Below are 19,435 nucleotides of genomic sequence, written 5' to 3'. Positions count from 1 at the left end.
TCATGAGGATAACGAAATACTCGCGCATCGCGTTCGCATGGGCCGCACTCGCGCTTTCCGGCGGGTTCCCGCACGCGCGGGCGGACGAAGGCGGCCCCGCGCAGCAGGCCCCGGCAAGCGCCAACGCTGCGCTCCTTGCGCGCGTCGAAAAGGGCCGCTACCTCGCCACCGTGGCCGACTGCACGGCATGCCACACGGCGAAGGGCGGCAAGCCGTTCGCGGGCGGCGCAGGCATCGCTTCGCCCATCGGCACGATCTATTCGACCAACATCACGCCCGACAAGCGCACCGGCATCGGCAACTACACGCTGCGCGACTTCGATCGCGCGGTGCGCCAGGGCATTGCAAAAGACGGTTCCACGCTCTACCCGGCCATGCCGTACGTGTCGTACGCAAAGGCAGCGCCCGAGGACATCGAGGCACTTTATGCGTACTTCACGCAAGCGGTCGCACCGGTCGAACAAGCCAATCGCGCGGAAGACATTCCCTGGCCGCTTTCGATGCGCTGGCCGCTGCGCTTCTGGCGCATGATGTTCGCCCCCGCGCCCGTCGCCGCCAGCGCACCGGCGAGCACCGACCCCGTGGTGCGCGGCAGCTATCTGGTCGAGGGACTCGCGCACTGCGGTTCGTGCCACACGCCGCGAGGCTTTGGCCTCCAGGAGCAGGCGCTGAGCGACAGGAAAAAGGTGTATCTCTCCGGCGGCGTGGTGGACGGCTATCTCGCGAAAAACCTGCGGGGAGACGCAAGGAACGGTCTCGGCACGTGGAGCGAGGACGACATCGTGGCGTTTCTGAAGCAAGGGCGATCCAACGATGCGGCGGCGTTCGGCGAAATGGCCGACGTGGTCCAGCACAGCACGCAGTATATGAGCGACACGGACCTCGGCGCGATTGCGGCCTACCTCAAGACGCTTTCCCCGGTCGATCCGAAAGACGATGTGCTCGCGCCCGACCAGACCGCCGCCGCCGCCCTGCGCGCCGGCACGGACCGCCGCAACGGCGCGCTCACGTTCGTCGACAACTGCGCCGCCTGCCATCGCACGACGGGCGCGGGCTACGACGCGACATTCCCGAAGCTCGCCAGAAGCTCGGTGGTCAACAGCGACAACCCGGCCTCGCTGATCCGCATCGTGCTCAAGGGCGGCCAGATGCCGTGGACGAACGCCGCGCCCGCGCATTACGCCATGCCCGGCTTCGCGCAGCGCCTCACCGACCGCGATATCGCCGACGTGCTGAGCTTCGTGCGTTCGAGCTGGGGCAATCACGCGCCCGCTGTCACCGCTGCCGACGTAGCGAAGGCGCGCCAGGCCGCGCACGCAGGGCCGCCGCCCGCGCGCGCCGAAAACCCGTAGCCGTCGCGCGCGCGTCGGGAGCCCGCCGGGCGCCTATATCTCGACGCGCGCGCCGACCTCGATCACGCGATTGGCCGGCAGCTTGAAGAACGCAGCGATGTTTCCCACGTTGTGCAGCATTACTGCGAACAAACGCTCGCGCCAGAGCGACATGCCATGGCCGCGCGTGGGCACCACCACGGCGCGGCTGAGGAACCACGATGTCTCGTCGAGATCGAACGCGAACGCCGGGGACTTGTAGGCGGCGAGCGTGCACGGCAGGTCCACTTCGTCCTTGAATCCGTAATTGACGGCAACGTAGTAGCAGCCCGGGCACAGCGTTTCGACCGTCACGCGCTCGCTCTCGGCCACCCACGGCACGTCCTTCGTCTTGACGCTCAGGAATACTACGCGTTCGTGCAACACCCGGTTGTGCCGCAGATTGTTGACGAGCGCATGCGGTACGGCGTTGGCGTCCGGCGTGAGGAAAATCGCCGTGCCGCCCACGCGCACGGGATCGCTGTCGAGCAGCGCCGCGAGATACGGCTTGAGGGGCTTCTTGCCCGCGCGCACGCGCGCTTCGGCCGCCATCATTTCCCAGCCGCGTCCCCACGTCGCCATGACCGTGAACATCAGCGCGCCGATCACGAGCGGGAACCAGCCGCCATCCACGATCTTCAGCAGGTTGGCCGAGAAAAACATGGCGTCGATCACGAAGAAGAACGCGGTGGCGAACAGGCACAGCAGCCAGTTGTAGTGCCACGCGTAGCGCACGACGAAAAACGTGAGGAACGTCGTGATCAGCATGGTGCCCGTCACGGCAATGCCGTAAGCGGAGCCGAGCGCCGTGGACGAGCGAAAGCCCACCACCGCCGCGACCACGGCCACGAGCAGTATCCAGTTGATGCCGGGCACGTAGATCTGTCCCATCTCGCGCTCCGAGGTGTGCACGATGTTCATGCGCGGCAGGAAGGAAAGCTGCATGGCCTGCATCGCCATTGAATAGGTGCCCGAAATAACGGCCTGCGACGCGATGACGGTGGCGACGGTCGCGAGCACGATCATCGGCACGATGGACCATTGCGGGAAGAGCCGGTAGAACGGGTTTTGCACCGCGCCGGGGTTCGCGAGCAGCAGCGCGCCCTGCCCGAGGTAATTGAGCGCGAGCGCGGGGAACACCATGCCGAACCACGTGAGGCGAATGGGCTGCTTGCCGAAGTGGCCCATGTCGGCGTAAAGCGCCTCGGCGCCCGTGAGCGAGAGCACGACCGCACCCAGCGCGACAAAGGCAAGCCAGCGGTGATGCAGGCAGAACGCGATGCCCTCGCGCGGATCGAGCGCGAACAGCACGGCCGGCGCAGAGGCGATGTTGACCACGCCCGCCACGCCGATCACGAGAAACCACAGCACCATCACCGGACCGAACACGGCGCCGATGCCTCCCGTGCCGCGCTTTTGCGTGAGGAACAGCACGATGAGCGCCGCGAGCGTCACGGGAATCACATAGGTCTTGAGCGCGGGCTCGGCCACTTCGAGGCCTTCAACCGCGCTTAGCACCGAGATGGCCGGCGTGATCACGCTGTCGCCGAAGAAGAGCGCCGCGCCCATCACGCCGATCACGAGCAGCGTGTTACGCAGATGAGGCCGCGACGCGACGGACGAAGCCGCGAGCGCGAGCAGCGCCATGATGCCGCCTTCGCCGTGATTGTTCGCGCGCAGGATGAGCGCGACGTACTTGAGCGAAACGACGATCATGAGCGACCAGAAGATTAGCGAGACGATGCCTACGATATTGAAAGCATTGACCGCGAGGCCGTTGGCGGGATCGAACACGGTGGCGAGCGTGTAGAGCGGGCTCGTGCCGATGTCGCCGTAGACCACGCCGAGCGCGGCCAGGGCGAGCGCGGGAAGCGCCGGGCGATGCGGGCCGGTGTCGCCAAGGCGTCCGTGCGCGGGCGCCGCGGATGCGGATTGTCCCATGTCTCCCTCCTCGTGGCTGCCGCATGCGGGCCGGGGCCGCGCGGCGTTGCCGCTTCGTTTTCGCTGGTTTTTTTGCTGCGTTCTCGTTGGGCGCACTAGTCGAAGTATAGGAACTTCGGATAAAAATGCGCTTTGCGTGGTACGCACCGCCCACAACGCCGCCCAGGCGCAATGCTTTCGCAAAACTGTCATAGTCGAGCCGGATTTTCCTGAACATTGCCGATCAATCGTGCCGCCCGCTACGCATACGACCACAAGGACTTGCACAATGCGAACCCGTCTCACGCTGCTTTGCGCCGCGCTCTCGCTCGCCGCCTGCGCCTCGAACCCGCCTTCCGCGCAACAGGACGGCGGAACGCTTTCCGGGCAATCGGCGGCGTTCGCGCAGGCGGGCGCAACGGCACACGGCCGCGCCGTAAAAGTCATGATCGTGACGATGTTCGCACCCGAGGCGAAGACATGGCTCGACCGCCTCGGTCCCTGGGAGTCCGTGACGATTGCGGGGCTCTCGCCCGACTACCCCAACGTGCAATGCAATGCCGACGACGTCTGCGTGATGACGACAGGCATGGGCCACGCGAACGCCGCCGCTTCGACCATGGCCCTGGCCTTCGCGCCGCAGCTCGATCTGCGCAAGACGTACTTTCTCATCGCGGGCATTGCGGGCGTGAACCCCGAGCACGGCACGATAGGCTCGGCGGCGTGGTCCGACTGGCTCGTCGATTTCGGCCTGCAATGGGAGATCGACAGCGATGGCCGCCCGCGCGGCTGGCGCACCGGCTATCTCGGCATCAACACGAAAAGCCCCAACGAAAAACCGGCGCTCGATTACCGGACCGAAGTGTTCCGTCTGAACCCGAAGCTCACGCAAGCCGCGTGGGCGATCTCGCGAGACGTGACGCTCGCCGACAACGCGCGAGCCCGCGCCGCGCGCGCGAAATATGCTTACGCACCCGCCAGCCGCCCGCCCACGGTGATCCGCTGCGATTCAGTGGCCGACGACACCTGGTGGGCGGGCAAGGCGCTCGGCGCGAGGGCGAGCGAGTTCACGCGCCAGCTAACGGACGGGCAAGGCGTGTATTGCATGACGCAGCAGGAGGACAACGCCACGTTCGAAGCCCTCAGCCGCGCCGCGCATGCGCAACGCGTGGACCTCGATCGTGTAGCCGTGCTGCGCGCGGGCTCGGACTTCGATCGACCGTATGCGGGCGAATCGAACGCCGCGAATCTGCTGAATTATGCGAGCCAGGGCGGCTTTATGCTTGCGTTGGAAAACCTTTATCGCGCGGGCCATCCGCTCGTGCAGACCATCGTCGCGCATTGGAGCGAATGGCGCGACGGCGTGCCGGCCAATCCGGCCGCTGCTTCATCTTCGCCGCGCTAGCCGTGTCGCGGCCTGTCCCCGCTTTGCGGGACGCCGCGCCGTATCCTTGTGAGGAATACAGACGATCGATGCGCGCCGCGGAACACGCCGTGAAGCACCCCAACTCACGCGCATGATCGTTCGTACGCATCGCGCATGGGAATGCGGGATTTCCGCTACCGAAATCCTCCTTTGACCGGATAGCTTTATCGCGGCATCTATGCCAGATTAGGTCTCACCATTTCGAGCGCAGCGCAAGATAGCGAAGCGATGCGCCATGATTCACGGGGGACAGCATGCACGGTTCCTTCCCTCCCTTTCATGCCGCCGTGCCCAACCTGTTCGCGCGCGTGCCTGCCTCGCGCCGCGCGCGAGCGCGTGCGTCATGAATACCGCCAGCATCGTCGTGCTCGGCGCGGGCCCGGCGGGCGCAGCCGTTGCGCGCGCGCTCGGCGGGCTCGGCTATCGCGTACAGGTGGTGAGCGACTGGCGCCGCTTCGACGCCGCCGAAGCCTTGTCGGCCCGCGTGATCGAAGCGCTGCGCCGCGCGGGACTGCATCGGGCGGCAAGTTGCGGCGAGGGACCGTGCGTGCGCACCACGCTCTGGAACGGCGCGCTGCAAACGCTCGACGCCGAATTTCTCGTCGACCGGCGCGTGTTCGACACGGCCTTGCGCGAGGACCTGCGCAGCGCGGGCGTCGACGTGATCGAAGCGAATGTGCGCTCGGTGCAATCCGCCTCCACCGGTCACGACCTCATGATCGAAACCGCGGATGGGCCGCTCACGTTGCGCGCGGACTTTCTCGTCGAAGCGCGTGGCCGTTTCGCGCCACTGTTGCGCGACGCGACGCGCGGCCCGCAAACCGTGAGCCTGCTGAACGTGTGGAAGGGCCGCCCGGGCGCGCCGGCCACCGCGGTGGAAAGCCTTTCGGCCGGCTGGGCGTGGATGGCGCGGCTAGGCGACGGCCGCTGCTACTGGCAATTGACGCTGGACGTCACGAACCCCGAGTTGCCCCAGCGCGACGAATTGCTCGCATTCTGCGAACACATGCGGCACTCGCCGCTTGCGAGCGACTTCTTCGCCGGCGACGCCGCGAACGACGCGCGCCTGTCCGCCCGCAGCAGCACCGCCACGCTGTGCGGCCGTACCGGCGGACACAACTGGCTGCGCGTGGGCGACGCCGCCATGGCGGTGGACCCGCTCGCGGGCAACGGCGTGTTCCAGTCGCTCACGTCTGCGTTGCAGGCGCCCGCGGTCATCCACACGCTGCTCGCGCGGCCCGAGCGCGCGCCGCTCGCGCTGCGTTTTCACCAGCAGCGCATCGAGCAGTTGTTCATGCGCTTCGCGCGCACCGGGCGCGACGTGTACGCGCTCGAACAGCGCTGGACCACGCAGCCCTTCTGGCAAACGCGCGGTGCGTGGCCCGACGACCGCCCCGCTCACGTGAGCGCCGATTTCAACGAACTGAACGTGGGGCGCGCGCCCGTGATCGATGGCGGCATGATCGCCGAAGCCGACGTGGTCGCGAGCCCGGACCAGCCGCTTGGCATCTGGCATCTGTGCGACGCCGCGCTCGCGCCCGTGGTCGAAGCGCTGCGGCATGAGCCCGCCGAGCAGGTGCTCAAGTCGCTCGATGCGGATCAGGCGCGGATGATCCGGCACTGGCTTGCCATGCAGGATTACCCGTAGCCTGCGCGCGCCGGCAAATTCCATCGCACTACTGATGGCCCGCGCGCGCCTCCATCCAGGCAGCCGTACGCTCGCGCCGCCCCGCCCGATTCAGGATGCATAGCCGCCGACCCAATCAGGGAAGGTACATCGCGGTATTAAGTTTCGGCGTAAAATGCGCCGTTCGCCGCGATGTACCGGCGTAGAAGCCCCACGCCAGCGATGCACGTCGATCTACTTACCATCTACTTTCTCCTCATCGGGACCCTGCTGACCAGTTCGCTGATCACGCTCTGGGAGCATCGCACGCATCCCGCGCGCAGCAAGGCCCTGCGGATTCTGGCCGCGGGATACGCCACGCTGGCAACCGGCTGCGCCGCCGTGCTCGTGCGCGCCGATCTGCCTGGCGTATGGGGCGCCGCGCTGAGCAACCTCGTCATCATGACCGGGTATCTGCTGGTTCTGCACGGCGTCGCGACATTGAACGGGCGTCAATACCGGGAGGCCTCATTCGCCCTGCTCGCGTTGATCGCGCTGACATGGGCCACGTGGGGCGCCCGGCACCCCGCCGACATGTGGTACTACGCGAGCGCGTTTCCCATTGCGCTCGTAAGCGCCATGACCTCGCGCGAACTGCTGCGCGGCGACGGCATGAAAGGTGCGCCATCGGTGCAAACGCGGGTGCAAACGCGAGTGCAGGCGCGGGTGCAACCGCGCTACGTCGCGACGTTCGTCACGGGGTTTCATGCGCTTTTTTACGTGTTCCGCACGTTTGTGCTTCCCGTGCTGGGGAGCCGCTATGGCGACGGCTTCGTCGCGCTCGTCAGCAAGATCACGATGTATGAAGGCGTGCTGTATTCGGTCGTTCTGCCCATGGCGCTGCTCAAGCTCATACGCGAGGAAACCCACGGCCAGCTTTTGCGCGAATCCCAAACGGATTATCTGACGCACCTTGGCAACCGCCGCTGGTTCTTCGAAGAAGGCGAACGCGTGATGCGCGAGGCCAGGGCGGCGCAGCCGGTTTCGCTTCTCGCCTTCGACCTCGACCACTTCAAGACCATCAACGACCGCTACGGCCACAAGACCGGCGACGAAGTCCTCAAGGCGTTCGCCGGCATCGCCCGGAATGCCATGGGCCCCGACGCGATCCTCGCGCGCATAGGCGGCGAAGAGTTCGCCGCCCTGCTGCCGGGTCACGACCGCTTGCGCGCCAAGGCGGTCGGCGAGGCGATCGCACGGCGTTTCGCCCAGAGCGCCACGCATGGCATCGAAGGCGTCCACATACGCGCCACGGTGAGCATCGGCCTCGCCCAGCACGGGCGGGAGGCATCCACGCTCTCCGACCTCCTGGCCGCCGCCGACGCCGCGCTCTACAACGCGAAATCGCTCGGCGGCAACCGGCTCGAAATGCAGCTTTTGCAGGGGCCGGATCAAGTCAGCTATTTGTAGGCTTCGAGCATCGTTTTTGCTAGCCCACTCAGGCCCGCCCTGTCCGGTCGCGGGCGCAACCGCGTTGAAGGCTGAGGGGGCGCAATGGCTACGATCGATTCCCGCATTCGTCTGGCGATTTCCGCCGGACTCCTGTTCCTGCTCACGGCTTGCGGCGGCGGTGGAGGCAATGGCGGATCGGGCACCGGCGCGAGCACGCCCGCGGGCGGCGTGAAGCTGCAAGTCGTCTCGTTCGGCGACAGCCTTTCCGACGTCGGGACCTACGCGCCCATCGCCGGCGCCGTGGGCGGCGGCCGGTTCACGACCAACCCCGGCCAGGTCTGGTCCCAGAACGTCGCGCAATATTATGGGGACACGCTGAACGCCGCCTACACCATCGGCATCGATCACAAGCTGAGCGCGCAAGGCGGCTTCGGCTACGCGGAAGGCGGCTCGACCGTCGCCACCTCGGCCGACCAGTACGACTTCCTCTCCAGCGTCATCGGCAACGTCGAAATGCCGGTCAACCAGCAGGTTTCGAGCTACATCTCCGCGCACGGCAGCTTCAACTCCGGCCAACTCGTGCTGGTGTGGGCGGGGTCGAACGACGTGCTGCGCGCGGGCAACCCGCCCGGCGCCAATACGGTCGTGCAGACCGCCGCCAGCACGCTAGCGCAAATCGTCGGGCAGATCGTGCAGGCGGGCGCCACGCATGTCGTGGTCATCAACGTGCCGAACATCGGTCTCTCGCCCAAGGGCATTACGTCCCCCGACGGCGGCGCGAATCTGACCCAGCTATCGCAGCTTTTCAACTCGACGCTGAACGGCGCCTTGCAGACCGACGGCCTGCAAGGCAAGGTCATCGAAGTCGATTCGTACACCTGGATCACGCAGCTCGTCGCGAACTACCAGGCGAACGGATTTACCGTGTCGAACACGGCCCAGGCGTGCGACCCGTCGAAAACGCCGGACGATACCTCGTTGCTCTGTTCGCCGCCCACCTACGCCGCGGCCAATGCCGACCAGACCCATATATTCGCGGACGACCTCCACCCGACCACGCACACGCATACGCTTTTCGCGCAGTACGTCGAGAAGCAGATCGCGGCGAGCGGTCTGGGGCATTGAGTGCGCGCTAAACCAGCCGCGCGAGGCCCGTGATCATTTGAACGACGCCGAACGCGGCAATCGCGGCGGCGGAAAAAAGGGAAATGCCCCGCGCGAACGCGAGCGGCAGCTTCGTTCGCAACGCGGAAGTCACGCCGCTCAGGAACAGCCACCACACGGCCGAACCCGCGAACACCCCCGTCACCATGGGCGCGACCGAAAGCCATCCCGGCGCGCCATGCTCGCCCGGCGTGGCCGGCAACGGCCCGAGCGCCGCAAAGGCGGCGATAAACGAAAAAATCGTCAGAGGATTGGAGAGCGTGAGCGCAAAGGTCGTGAGGAAATCCCGCGCGACGGGCGTGCGCGCGGTCTCCTGGATCGCGAGCGCGGAGCGAGGCGATTCGCGCGCGATGGTCCACGCCATCCACACCAGGAACGCCCCGCCCGCCGCCTTCAGAACCACGGTGAGCATGGGCAGCGCCGCCACGATACCGGCCACGCCGAGCGCGCCGAGCAAACCATAGAACGCATCCGCGCATGCAGCGCCAATACCGGTTGCGAACCCCGAGCAGAAACCGCGGCTCAAGCTGCGCTGAATGCACAGCATGCCGATGGCCCCCACCGGCGCGGCGATGCAAAAACCCATCGCCACCGCTTTGACGAACAGCATGTCTTTCCCCCGCAATCGATGTTCTATGGGGGACCATCGTAGACCGCCAGGATTTTTCGCAGAAGCGGACATTTAAGGGAAAATGGCGATTTCACCTTAAAGATTTCGCCATGACTGACGAACTTGACTGGAAAATACTGGCGCTGCTACAGGAAAGCGGCCGCATGACCTACACCGAGCTTGCGCGCCAGGTGCATCTTTCCGTTCCGGCGGTCACGGAACGCGTGCGGCGTCTGGAAGAGGCGGGCGTGATCGAGGGCTACGCGGCGCGCGTGAATCCGGTTGCCGCCGGTTATCCAATCTCGGCGCTGATCGGCATTACCGTGCCCCAGCCCGCGAAAGCGAAGTTTCTCAAGCTGCTCGGCACGATTGCCGAGGTGCTCGAATGTCATCATGTCACCGGTGCGGACTCCTACGTAATCCGCCTCGTGGCGACGAGCGTGGGCGATCTGGAGCGCCTGATCCAGCGGATCAACCTTTACGGCGAAACGCGCACGTCCATCGTCATGTCCACGCCGCTCGCGGCGCGCTCGCTCGTGCGTCCCCGCAAGACCTAGCCGAAGCGGCCCGCGCACTCAAAGCGAACGCGCAATCGCCTGCCCCAGCAGTTCCACGCCGAGGTCGATCTCCTGTTCGCTCACCGTCAGCGGCGGCGCGATGCGGAACACGCCGCCCATGCCCGGCAACTGCACGATGTTCATGCTGAGACCGAGCTTCATGCATTCGCGCGTGATCTTCGCGCCAAGTCCGTCGGCGGGCGCTTTCGTGCGGCGGTCCTTGACGATTTCGAGGCCGAGCAGCAAGCCGCGCCCGCGAATGTCGCCGATGCAGTCGAAGCGCTCCATCAGGTCCAGCAGGCCGCGCCGCAACCGGTCGCCCATGATGTTTGCGCGCGCAACGAGTCCGTCGCGCGCCACCACGTCCAGCACGCGCAGGCCGACCGCGGCGGGCAGCGGATCGGACACGTGCGTCGTGTAGAACAGGAAGCCCCGTTCGTGCGCCGCTTCCTCGATTTGCGCGGATGTCACCACGGCCGCGAGCGGCAGGCCCGCGCCCAGCGTTTTGGAGAGCGTGAGAATGTCGGGCGTCACGCCGTCGTGTTCGCACGCGAACATCGCGCCGGTGCGGCCCACGCCCGTTTGCGCTTCGTCGAGGATCAGCAGCATGCCGCGCTCTTCGCATTTGCGCTTGAGCGCGGCCATGTAGCCCGGCGGCAGTTCGATGATGCCGCCCGAACTGAGGATCGGCTCCGCAATGAAGGCCGCGAGATTGCCGCTCGACTGGCGATCGACGAGATCGAACGCGTAGTCCAGTTCCGCGAGGTAATCGTACTGGCCGTTGCGCTCGAAGCGCGGCCTATACGTGAACGGCGCGGGTATGGCATACGAGCCCACCGCCGCGGGGCCCACGCCCTTGCGCCCCGCGCTGTAGGTGGCCGAAGCCGCGCCGCCCGTCATGCCGTGCCACGACTGCGCGAAGCCCACGATTTCGAATTTGCCCGTCACGAGCTTCGCCATGCGGATGGCCGCCTCGTTCGACTCCGCGCCCGTGCTCAACAGCAGCGCGCGGTCGAGCCCGGCGGGCGTGACGTCGGCGAGCCGCGTGGCCAGCTCGACCACGGGCCGCGAAAGCATGCCGCTGAAGAGGTGGTCCAGCTTGCCCGCGTATTCGCGTACGACCGAGACGATTTCCGGGTGGCTGTGGCCCAGCACCGCGCTCATCTGTCCCGACGTGAAGTCGAGAATCGCGCGGTCGTCCGCGTCGTAGACGAAGCTGCCCTGGGCGCGCTCGATGATCATCGGCTCGAAGGTGCCGCCGTAGCGGATCAGGTGCTGCCTCGCGTTGCGCCAAAACTGTTCGTCGTCGTTCCTGGACATGGGCTTCTCCTCGATCGGCAGCGGATTTTCCTTGCAGTCTAGCCGGCGCTCTGGTTTTATAGAATCGAATAGTTCTTATGCAAGCTAGAAGCGAGACTAATATCATGAGCCGACCGCTCGAAATCGACTTGCTGCGTTCGTTCGCGGTCATTGCCGAGGTGCGCTCGCTCAGCCGGGCGGCCGAACGTGTGGGCCGCACCCAGTCGGCGCTGAGCCAGCAGATCAAGCGGCTGGAGGAGATCGTCGATCAGCCGCTCTTTCAGCGCACCGGCCGCGGCGTGGCGCTGACGAGCCCCGGCGAGCGCCTGCTCGTGCACGCCCAGCGCATTCTGCGGCTGCACGACGAGGCCATGGCCGACCTGTGCGGCACGGGCTTGACGGGGACCCTGCGCTTCGGCTGCCCGGACGACTACGCGGCCGTGTTCCTCCCTTCGCTGCTGCGCCAGTTTTCGGGCCAGCACCCGCATGCGCTCGTGGAAGTCGTATGCGTTCCCACGCCGCGCCTCTTCGAACAACTCGACAAGCGAGCGGTCGACCTCGCCATGGTATCGCTGCCTCTGGGCGACGCCGGACGTGCCGGCGCAAACGATTCGGACGACGAAATCATTCGCCGCGAGCAACTGGTGTGGGTCGGCTCGCCCGAACTGGATTCCGCCCATTTCGATCCCTTGCCGCTCGCGCTCTCCGATCCCGACACGCTCGACCACATCGCCGCCTGCGAGGCGCTGGAGCGCGCGGGCCGCGCCTATCGCGTGGCGTACGCGAGCAGCAGCCTCGCGGGTCTCACCGCGCTCGTGCGTTCGGGCCAGGCCTTTGCCGTCATGACGCAAACGGCCGTTCCCGCAAATCTGGCCATTCTGAACGGCGATCCTTCGCTGCCGCCATTGCCTGCGGTCGGCATCACGCTGAAGTTCGGGCGCAAGCGGCCCTCGCTTCTCACGGCGGCGTTCGCCGACCATATCCGGCTCACGCTGCCGCTGTTGTAAGCGGGCCGCCGCGCCTCAAAGCCCGTGCAGTGCGCTTTCGCCTTCGCGCGAGCCGGAGGCCAGCGCGATATCGTATGGATCGCGCACGCTGCGCGCGTACTGCTTGGGCGCCATGCCCGACCAGCGCCGGAACGCGCGAATGAACGCCTTCTCCGATGCGTACCCCACGCTCATGGCGATCTCGATGAGCCGGCGCCGCGAGTCGCGCAGCGCGCCGCTCGCGATATACATGCGATAGGACGTGAGATGCCCGATAGGCGTTTCCTCGACCAGCTCGACGAAACGCGCGCTGAAACGCGAGCGCGACATGCCGGCAATCGCCGCCAGCGACTCGACGGTCCAGTCTTGTTCCGGGCGCCGGTGCAACTGTGCGATGGCGCGGCCGATCTGCGGGTCCATGAGTCCGCGCAGCCAGCCCGTATGACTGACCGCCGAGGCGAGATGCGCGCGCAGCAGTTGCACGAACAGCACGTCGGCAAGACGCGCGGCCGCGACGGCCCAGCCCGGCTGGCAGGCCATCGATTCGCGGATGAAGGCCATGAGCGTGTCCGCGAGCCACGGGCCGACCGCCGGGTCGTTGGCGCGCACATGAATGAGCGGCGGCAGCACCGAGAAGAGCGGATTGCGCACGGCCTCGCGGTAGAACACGATGCCCGTGTACAGATCGCACGCCGCGCCGCCGCGCCCCGACTCCAGGCGCAACGGCGTGTCGAAACTCGGGCGAATGCCGGCGCGCGCGGCGAGGTCGTCGAAGGGCACAGGCGGGACGTCGGGCGCGGAAGCGAGCACGTGTTCGTGGCCGTGCGGCAGGAGCACGAAGTCGCCGGGCTCGACGCAAAGCGGCTCCATGCCCTGCACGACGACATAAAACGGCGCGCCGCGGCCCGTGCGAAACATCACGCCCTCGATCGCGGGCTTGCGGAACGCCCAGGACCCCGCGAGCGAGAAGTGCCCCGTTACCACGGCGTCGGCGCGCAGATCCGCCAGTGCGGCGCTCAACAGGTCCGTCGCCATTGTCCCCTCCGAATGTGTCCCGGCCGCCGCGCGGCGCGTTAGAAGCGTTGCTGAATGCCCATCATCGCGCCGAACTGGTTCGCACCCGTCTGCACCGTGCCGGCGGCGGCCACCGCGTTTGCGGCGAGCGCGCTGTTCAGCATGTACCCGAGCGATGCATAGAGCGTCGTGCGCTTCGAAACGAAATAGTTCGCACGACCGACGAACAAGGTCGAATTCGACTGATCGCGCAGAATATAGCGCAGCGCCTGGAGGTCAAGCGAAAACGTCGGTGTCACGTAGTAGTCCGCGCCCAGAAAAAAGATGTCCGATTGCATGTGCTGCGCCGCCGCCGTGTTGCGGCGAATCCAGCCGCCGCCCACCTTGGCCGAGCCGAATTTCACGTAGCCGTCCACGATCGCGCGCTTGTCCGTGTCCGCGCTGCTCACGAGCGGCGCCGAGGCGCCGGGGCCGCCGTACATCGTGTCGTACGACGCGGCGGCGCCGCCCCATGCGCTGTCGTAGGCGAGCATCATCGTGTACTGGCGGCAGGCCACGGCGTCGCCGGGCAACTGGCCGCCGCAGTTTGTCGCCGATGGGCCCGCGGGACCCGCCGCATCGCGCCCGAAGCTGTAGGTTGCGCCGATCGTCACCCCGTGGAATTTGCCGAGATAGCCCACCGCGTTGTCGCTGCGCGCGTTCGGCAGATAGCTGTCGAAGCTCGCCATCGAATGGATGGACGGGCCGATCACGTCGGCGTTGAACAGCACGTACATCGACATGTTCATCTGGCGGCCCAACGTGAGCGTGCCGTAATCGCTGCTCACGCCCACGTTCGCCTGGCGGCCGAACAGGCGGCCGCCGTAATTGAGCGCGCCGTTGTTGGGCGCAAAGCCGCTTTCGAGCACGAAGAAGGTTTTATAGCCGCCGCCCAGGTCCTCTTCGCCGCGCAGGCCGAAGCGCGACGGCACTTCGCCGGTCAGCGACGGCATGCCTGCGAACGAGCCGCCCTTCGCGGTATGGTTGTAGTACTCGACACCCGTATCCACAATGCCATAGAGCGTCACGCTGCTCTGCCCCCACGCGAGCGCCGAAGCGAGGCCGAGCGTTCCTGCCACGATTGTCTTTTTCATCACGATCTCCAATATTTTATTTCGTTATGCTCAGCTTCGCGCGCTTATTCGCTCTTGCTGCCGCCTAGAATCCATTGCGCGACGATCTGCGCGTCGCCTGCGCTGATCGCGTTGGGCGGCATGGGTATGGCGCCCCAGTTGCCCGAACTGCCGTTCTGTATATGCGCGGCGAGCGCGCTCGCCGCGCCCGGCTTGCCCGCATAGCGCGCGGCCACGTCACGGTAAGCCGGCCCCACGAGCTTTTTGTCCACGGCGTGGCAGCCGAAACAGGCATGCTGCGTGGCGATCTGGCGGGCGCGCGCAATGTCCACCGCGGGCTCGGCCAATGCGCTCTGCGCGAGCATGGCAACGGCGAGCGGCGCAATCAAATAAGGAATGCGAATCATGATTTAAAGCCTCGGTAGGGATGAAACTGGAATCCGGATTCAGGCCAGCGCCTGTTCGAGCGGCATGGTGCGCAGGCGCGAGCCCGTCGCCTCGAAGAGCGCGGCGGCCACGGCGGGCGCGACCGGCGGCAGCGCCACCTCGCCGCAGCCTTGCGGCGCGCGGTCGCTCTCCACGATCTCGACCTCGACCTTAGGCATCTGCGAGAGATACAGGAGCGGGTAGTCCGTAAAGTTCTCCTGCGTCACCGCGCCGTCCTTGAACGTGATCTCGCTCTTGAACGTGTTGGTGAGCGCGAAGCCTATGCCGCCCTCCACCATCTCGCGGATCAGCATGGGATTGATGGCCTGCCCGCAATCCACGCCGCACACCACGCGTTCGAGTTTCGCGCCGCCTTCCACCATGCGCAGTTCGACGATGGTGGCGACGTAAGTCGTGAACGCGCCGCCGCGCCCCGTATAAAGGCAGTACGCGAGTCCGCGATACACACCCGCCGGGGACTTGCGCGTCCAGTTCGCGCGCGCCGCCGTGCGATCGAGCACGCGCAGCGCGAGCGGGTCGCCGCGCAGCAGCGTGCGGCGGTAGTCGAGCGGGTCGATGCGCGCCGCGTGCGCAAGCTCGTTGATGAAGCTCTCGAGGAAAAAGACGCTCGACGTGCTGCCCACGCTGCGCATGAAGCTCACGGGAATATGCTGATCGACGCTCACCGAATCGACGAGCAGATCGGGCACCGCGTAGCCGAGGTCATAAAGACCGTCGAGCATGGTCTCGTCCCAGCCGCCGGCCTTCTCGAAGTAGTCGCGCTTGATGGACCAGTAGAGCGATTGCCCCACCACGCGCAGATGCATGGCGCGCGGATAACCGTCGGGACCGAGCACCGCGCGCATGCGCGCCGACACGCCCGGACGATAGAAACCGTGGCGGATATCGTCTTCGCGCGAGCGGATCACCTTCACGGGCCGGCCCACCGCCTTAGATGCGACAGCCGCGTGAATCACGAAGTCGGGCACGTATTTACGCCCGAAGCTGCCGCCGAGAAACGTTGTGTTCACAATCACCTTCTCCGACGGCACCTTGAAGATGGCGGAAAGCGTCCAGCGCACCTTGTCCTGCCCCTGGATCGGCCCCCACACTTCGATGTCGTGCTCGCGCACATGCACCGTGGCGTTCACGGGCTCCATCGTCGCGTGAACGATATAGGGGGTGTGGTAATCGGCTTCGATCACATGCCCCGCCGCCTGCGCGCCGTGTGTGTTTTTCGCGGCTTCGAACCGTGCGCTCGCGTCGCCCACGCGCGTGGCCACCACCGCTTGCGCTGACATCAGCGCGGCCTTGCGCTGCGCGAGTATCGTCGCGCTGTCCGCGGGCGGCCCGCTATCCTCCCACTGCACGTCGAGCGCGTCGCACGCCTTTTTGGCCTGCCAGTACGTGCCGGCCACGACGATCACGGAGTCCTTCGCCTGCACCACCTCCACCACGCCTGGCAGCGCGCGCACCGTATCGCGGTTGCGCACGGCGAGAGGCTTGCCGTTGAGCGTGGGCGCCATTTTCACGGCGCCGGCCAGCATGCCGGGCACCTGCACGTCGATGCCGAATACCGCGCTGCCGTTCACCTTGGCCGGTGCGTCGAGCTTGTGCAGCGGCTGGCCAATGAGCGCCCGCGCCGACCCGGCCTTCAGACGCGGCTGCGGATTCAGCGGGAGTTTCGCCGCGTCCTCGAGCAGTTCGCCGTAGCCGATCGAACGCCCCGTTTGCAGATGGATCACGCGGCCCGTTTTGGTCGCGCACTGCGTGGGCCGTACGCCAAGACGCCGCGCGCCCGCCGCGAGAAACACCTCGCGCGCCTGCGCGCCCGCCACGCGCAAACGCTGCGTGAACATCGTCACCGACATCGAAGCGCCCACGAACTGCTGCGGATGTTCGTTCGCCGCGGCGATGCGATAAGCGTCGCGCCCCGTCACGAACTGCACGCTGACACGCCGCCAGTCCGCATCCATTTCGTCGGCGAGCACCTGTGGCAAGCCGGTATAAACGCCCTGCCCCACTTCGGACTGCGAAAGACCGATGATCGTGCGGCCGTCCGGATCGACGCGCACCCAGTCGTTGATCTCGCGAAAGCGCGCGCCGTCCTCCGCCGCCATCACTTGCTCGCCGAATGCGAGCGGCAGCACGAAGCTGCCCGCCAGCGCGAGACCGGTCTTGAGAAAGTCGCGGCGGCTTTCGCGTGACGGGCCGCCCGCACCCTGCGCGCGCTCAGGAATTCGCTGCGACATGAATGGCCTCGCGAATTCGGTGATAGGTAGCGCAGCGGCACAGGTTCGTCACGCCCTGGTCGATCTGCGCCTCGGTGGGATGCGGATGCTGCCGGAGCAGCGCGGCCACGGCCATCACCATGCCGGACTGGCAGTAGCCGCATTGCGGCACGTCCTTCGCGATCCAGGCCTGTTGCACGGGATGCGAGGTCTCGGGCCCGAGGCCCTCGATGGTCGTGACGTGACGGCCCGCGACCGCCGAGACGGGCAGCACGCACGAGCGCGTGGCCTCGCCTTCCAGATGCACGGTGCAGGCTCCGCATGCGCCGATGCCGCAGCCGTACTTGGTGCCCGTCAAGCCCGCGGCATCGCGAATCACCCATAGCAAGGGCGTATCCGGGTCGCCTTCGAATTCGAAGAGCCGGTCGTTCAGTGTGAATTGCATGCGCTGTCTCCCAAGATTCGCCGCCTTTTCCCACTTGAAAAGCGGTTAGCGATGAGTGGAATTCTTGGCGCGCCTAAATTGCACGGCAATGGCGCGACGGCCCAAATAAGTTGCCGTTCGTCTCTTTCACTGCCTGCGGTTATTCATCTGATGAAACTTGGGCGTTTCTCTGTTTCACCCTTGAATTCAGGGTGCCTTCCGTCGTTCCATGCATCAGAAACAGCACGACCTGCAATTCACCGAGGTATTGGCGTTTCATCTGTGGGACAAACTCGCGACGCCTGGCGACCACCCTCGCTTGCCACGCACACACAAAAAAACGGCACGCCATTGCTGGCGTGCCGTCTTTGACTACTGAAAGCGCGTACGTGGCGCTACTCAAGCCTCAAGCTGTTCAAGCACCTTCCCTTTCGTCTCGATGCCGAGGAAATGCACCGTCAGAGCCGCGAGGAACGGCACCGCGGCGAGAATATAAAAGGCCACGTCGAGATTGCCGCCGATCATCGTCTTCGAAACGATCGTCGGCGCGAAAATGGCGGCCACCTTCAGCCATGCGCCGCCTACGCCGCAGCCTACTGCACGGATGCTCGTGGGATACAACTCGGGCGTGTAAACGTACGCGGTAATGAATCCGCTCGCGAGCAAGCCGAGCGCCAGCGCACAAAACGTCGCGACCACGTACACCGACATCGCATGGCACACGCCGGCCAGCGCAAGCGAGATCGCGCAAAGCACGAACGAGACGTTGATCACAGGCTTGCGTCCCACCTTGTCGACCAGCAGCGCGCAGGCGAGCGAGCCGAGGACGCCGAGCACCGAAGCCGCGACTGCGAGATTGAGCGCGAGCTGCAGCGGCGCGTGATACACGGTGCGATAGATCGTGGGCAGCCAGGTCGACAGGCCATACTGGATGAAACCGCACGTGATCCAGAGCATGGCCACCGCCATCGTGCGCTTGCGGTACGCGGGCCCGAACAGATCTTTCACGCTGCGCTTCGGGTGACGCGCGACGAGTGCATCGAACTCGGCGGCGTTCGCGACCGGCGCGAGCGGCCCTTTGGCGGTGCGCTCGAAGGCGCTCACGGCGCGATCCGCTTCCTGCACGCGTTCGCGTTCCGCGAGCCAGCGGGGCGACTCGGGCACGAGCTTGCGCAGCACGAAGAACAGCACGAGCGGCATGCCGCCGATGAAGTACATGATCTGCCAGCCGAAGCGCGGCACGAGCCACGCTCCCAGCGCATTCGATGCGAGCAGGCCGACCGGAAACACGATTTCGTAGAGGAGAACGAAACGTCCGCGGCCATGAGCGCGGCTCACCTCGTTGATATACGTCGCGGCCACGGGCAACTCGCCGCCGAGACCCAGGCCCTGCACCACGCGCAGCGCCGCGAAAACGGCGAAGCTTGGGGCGAAACCGCATGCCACGCTCGTCACGCCGATAATGCCCGAACTCCAGGCAATCGCGCGCACGCGGCCGTGGCGCTCCGCGAGCCACGGGAACAGGAACGCGCCGAACAACTGCCCGACCGAGCCCGACGCAATCAGAAAGCCGATTTCCCACGGCGTGAGATGCCACTTCTGAATCAGGATCGGCAGCGTCGCGGCAATCGCGATCACGTCGAAGCCGTCGAAGAACGTGGCGAGGCCGATGAGGATACGCGCGCGCACCAGCATCGCGTTGGTCGGCAGCCGTTCGAGCCGCGCGATGATCGAGCCGCGCGTGTGAGGCGCGCCGGCTGCGTCGTTGAGCGGCTCGTACGTTGCGGCGCCGCCGCGATGGCCGATGGAGTTATCGAGGGTTCTCATGCCTGTGATCC

At 66.2% G+C, this 19,435-nt stretch carries 16 protein-coding genes; 7 read left to right on the top strand and 9 right to left on the bottom strand.

All coding sequences use genetic code 11. The features are described from left to right. Positions 1-2: 2 nt before the first annotated feature. Complete coding sequence (locus U5768_RS20155) at positions 3-1,352, top strand: cytochrome c (RefSeq protein ID WP_322032165.1); 1,350 nt, start codon at positions 3-5, stop codon at positions 1,350-1,352. A gap of 33 nt (positions 1,353-1,385) precedes the next feature. Here the strand turns inward: U5768_RS20155 and U5768_RS20150 are convergent, their stop codons facing one another. Then, positions 1,386-3,311 (bottom strand): potassium transporter Kup, encoded by a 1,926-nt coding sequence (locus U5768_RS20150; RefSeq protein ID WP_322032164.1) that lies wholly within the window; start codon positions 3,309-3,311, stop codon positions 1,386-1,388. Between the two features lie 268 nt (positions 3,312-3,579). Here U5768_RS20150 and U5768_RS20145 point away from each other — a divergent pair, with 268 nt between their 5' ends. The 4 genes from U5768_RS20145 to U5768_RS20130 all read left to right on the top strand — a co-directional run bounded on the left by U5768_RS20145 (position 3,580) and on the right by U5768_RS20130 (position 8,899). Then, a complete protein-coding gene (locus U5768_RS20145) occupies positions 3,580-4,695 on the top strand; it encodes a purine nucleoside permease (protein ID WP_322032163.1) in 1,116 nt (371 codons plus the stop codon). Between the two features lie 364 nt (positions 4,696-5,059). Further along, positions 5,060-6,364, top strand: coding sequence for an NAD(P)/FAD-dependent oxidoreductase (locus U5768_RS20140; protein WP_322032162.1), 1,305 nt, complete (start codon positions 5,060-5,062; stop codon positions 6,362-6,364). Between the two features lie 201 nt (positions 6,365-6,565). Further along, complete coding sequence (locus U5768_RS20135; protein ID WP_322032161.1) at positions 6,566-7,792, top strand: GGDEF domain-containing protein; 1,227 nt, start codon at positions 6,566-6,568, stop codon at positions 7,790-7,792. 84 nt (positions 7,793-7,876) lie between these two features. After that, positions 7,877-8,899 carry an SGNH/GDSL hydrolase family protein gene (locus U5768_RS20130; RefSeq protein WP_322032160.1) on the top strand — a complete coding sequence of 341 codons (1,023 nt, stop codon included), beginning with the start codon at positions 7,877-7,879 and terminating at the stop codon, positions 8,897-8,899. Positions 8,900-8,906: 7 nt separating this feature from the next. Here U5768_RS20130 and U5768_RS20125 read toward each other — a convergent pair whose 3' ends face one another. Beyond that, entirely contained in the window at positions 8,907-9,548 is a 642-nt protein-coding gene (locus tag U5768_RS20125; RefSeq protein WP_322032159.1) for a LysE family translocator, read from the bottom strand. Between the two features lie 110 nt (positions 9,549-9,658). Here U5768_RS20125 and U5768_RS20120 point away from each other — a divergent pair, with 110 nt between their 5' ends. Further along, positions 9,659-10,105 carry an Lrp/AsnC family transcriptional regulator gene (locus tag U5768_RS20120; protein ID WP_322032158.1) on the top strand — a complete coding sequence of 149 codons (447 nt, stop codon included), beginning with the start codon at positions 9,659-9,661 and terminating at the stop codon, positions 10,103-10,105. An 18-nt stretch (positions 10,106-10,123) separates the two neighbouring features. Here U5768_RS20120 and U5768_RS20115 read toward each other — a convergent pair whose 3' ends face one another. Further along, positions 10,124-11,425: an aspartate aminotransferase family protein gene (locus U5768_RS20115; protein WP_322032157.1), complete on the bottom strand. Its 1,302-nt coding sequence runs from the start codon at positions 11,423-11,425 to the stop codon at positions 10,124-10,126. A gap of 104 nt (positions 11,426-11,529) precedes the next feature. Here U5768_RS20115 and U5768_RS20110 point away from each other — a divergent pair, with 104 nt between their 5' ends. Then, complete coding sequence (locus U5768_RS20110; RefSeq protein ID WP_322032156.1) at positions 11,530-12,411, top strand: LysR family transcriptional regulator; 882 nt, start codon at positions 11,530-11,532, stop codon at positions 12,409-12,411. Between the two features lie 15 nt (positions 12,412-12,426). On the opposite strand, the gene U5768_RS20105 is transcribed toward U5768_RS20110, so the two are convergent. The 6 genes from U5768_RS20105 to U5768_RS20080 all read right to left on the bottom strand — a co-directional run bounded on the left by U5768_RS20105 (position 12,427) and on the right by U5768_RS20080 (position 19,424). Further along, complete coding sequence (locus U5768_RS20105; RefSeq protein WP_322032155.1) at positions 12,427-13,425, bottom strand: AraC family transcriptional regulator; 999 nt, start codon at positions 13,423-13,425, stop codon at positions 12,427-12,429. A 38-nt stretch (positions 13,426-13,463) separates the two neighbouring features. After that, the gene (locus U5768_RS20100) at positions 13,464-14,537 is read right to left on the bottom strand and encodes a porin (protein ID WP_322032154.1); all 1,074 of its coding nucleotides are present in this window, start codon (positions 14,535-14,537) and stop codon (positions 13,464-13,466) included. Between the two features lie 44 nt (positions 14,538-14,581). Beyond that, positions 14,582-14,923 (bottom strand): c-type cytochrome, encoded by a 342-nt coding sequence (locus U5768_RS20095; RefSeq protein ID WP_322032153.1) that lies wholly within the window; start codon positions 14,921-14,923, stop codon positions 14,582-14,584. 39 nt (positions 14,924-14,962) lie between these two features. After that, positions 14,963-17,194 carry a xanthine dehydrogenase family protein molybdopterin-binding subunit gene (locus tag U5768_RS20090; protein ID WP_322032152.1) on the bottom strand — a complete coding sequence of 744 codons (2,232 nt, stop codon included), beginning with the start codon at positions 17,192-17,194 and terminating at the stop codon, positions 14,963-14,965. Then, a complete protein-coding gene (locus tag U5768_RS20085; protein WP_322032151.1) occupies positions 17,175-17,618 on the bottom strand; it encodes a (2Fe-2S)-binding protein in 444 nt (147 codons plus the stop codon). Before U5768_RS20085 ends, U5768_RS20090 begins: the two co-directional genes overlap by 20 nt. Before the next feature lie 378 nt (positions 17,619-17,996). Beyond that, positions 17,997-19,424, bottom strand: coding sequence for an MFS transporter (locus tag U5768_RS20080; protein ID WP_322032150.1), 1,428 nt, complete (start codon positions 19,422-19,424; stop codon positions 17,997-17,999). Positions 19,425-19,435 lie beyond the last annotated feature (11 nt).

Source organism: Paraburkholderia sp. J76 (assembly GCF_905220295.1).
Lineage (GTDB): Bacteria > Pseudomonadota > Gammaproteobacteria > Burkholderiales > Burkholderiaceae > Paraburkholderia.
Note: the sequence above shows the minus strand (reverse complement) of the source record. Positions and strands in the feature narration are given on the sequence as shown.

What these genes read in the sequence shown, in the direction of transcription:
- U5768_RS20115 (WP_322032157.1), bottom strand. Translation starts at nt 11,425, where the DNA reads ATGTCCAGGAACGACGACGAACAGTTTTGGCGCAACGCGAGGCAGCAC.
- U5768_RS20125 (WP_322032159.1), bottom strand. Translation starts at nt 9,548, where the DNA reads ATGCTGTTCGTCAAAGCGGTGGCGATGGGTTTTTGCATCGCCGCGCCG.
- U5768_RS20150 (WP_322032164.1), bottom strand. Translation starts at nt 3,311, where the DNA reads ATGGGACAATCCGCATCCGCGGCGCCCGCGCACGGACGCCTTGGCGAC.
- U5768_RS20085 (WP_322032151.1), bottom strand. Translation starts at nt 17,618, where the DNA reads ATGCAATTCACACTGAACGACCGGCTCTTCGAATTCGAAGGCGACCCG.
- U5768_RS20080 (WP_322032150.1), bottom strand. Translation starts at nt 19,424, where the DNA reads ATGAGAACCCTCGATAACTCCATCGGCCATCGCGGCGGCGCCGCAACG.
- U5768_RS20090 (WP_322032152.1), bottom strand. Translation starts at nt 17,194, where the DNA reads ATGTCGCAGCGAATTCCTGAGCGCGCGCAGGGTGCGGGCGGCCCGTCA.
- U5768_RS20100 (WP_322032154.1), bottom strand. Translation starts at nt 14,537, where the DNA reads ATGAAAAAGACAATCGTGGCAGGAACGCTCGGCCTCGCTTCGGCGCTC.
- U5768_RS20140 (WP_322032162.1), top strand. Translation starts at nt 5,060, where the DNA reads ATGAATACCGCCAGCATCGTCGTGCTCGGCGCGGGCCCGGCGGGCGCA.
- U5768_RS20120 (WP_322032158.1), top strand. Translation starts at nt 9,659, where the DNA reads ATGACTGACGAACTTGACTGGAAAATACTGGCGCTGCTACAGGAAAGC.
- U5768_RS20105 (WP_322032155.1), bottom strand. Translation starts at nt 13,425, where the DNA reads ATGGCGACGGACCTGTTGAGCGCCGCACTGGCGGATCTGCGCGCCGAC.
- U5768_RS20145 (WP_322032163.1), top strand. Translation starts at nt 3,580, where the DNA reads ATGCGAACCCGTCTCACGCTGCTTTGCGCCGCGCTCTCGCTCGCCGCC.
- U5768_RS20155 (WP_322032165.1), top strand. Translation starts at nt 3, where the DNA reads ATGAGGATAACGAAATACTCGCGCATCGCGTTCGCATGGGCCGCACTC.
- U5768_RS20095 (WP_322032153.1), bottom strand. Translation starts at nt 14,923, where the DNA reads ATGATTCGCATTCCTTATTTGATTGCGCCGCTCGCCGTTGCCATGCTC.
- U5768_RS20130 (WP_322032160.1), top strand. Translation starts at nt 7,877, where the DNA reads ATGGCTACGATCGATTCCCGCATTCGTCTGGCGATTTCCGCCGGACTC.
- U5768_RS20135 (WP_322032161.1), top strand. Translation starts at nt 6,566, where the DNA reads ATGCACGTCGATCTACTTACCATCTACTTTCTCCTCATCGGGACCCTG.
- U5768_RS20110 (WP_322032156.1), top strand. Translation starts at nt 11,530, where the DNA reads ATGAGCCGACCGCTCGAAATCGACTTGCTGCGTTCGTTCGCGGTCATT.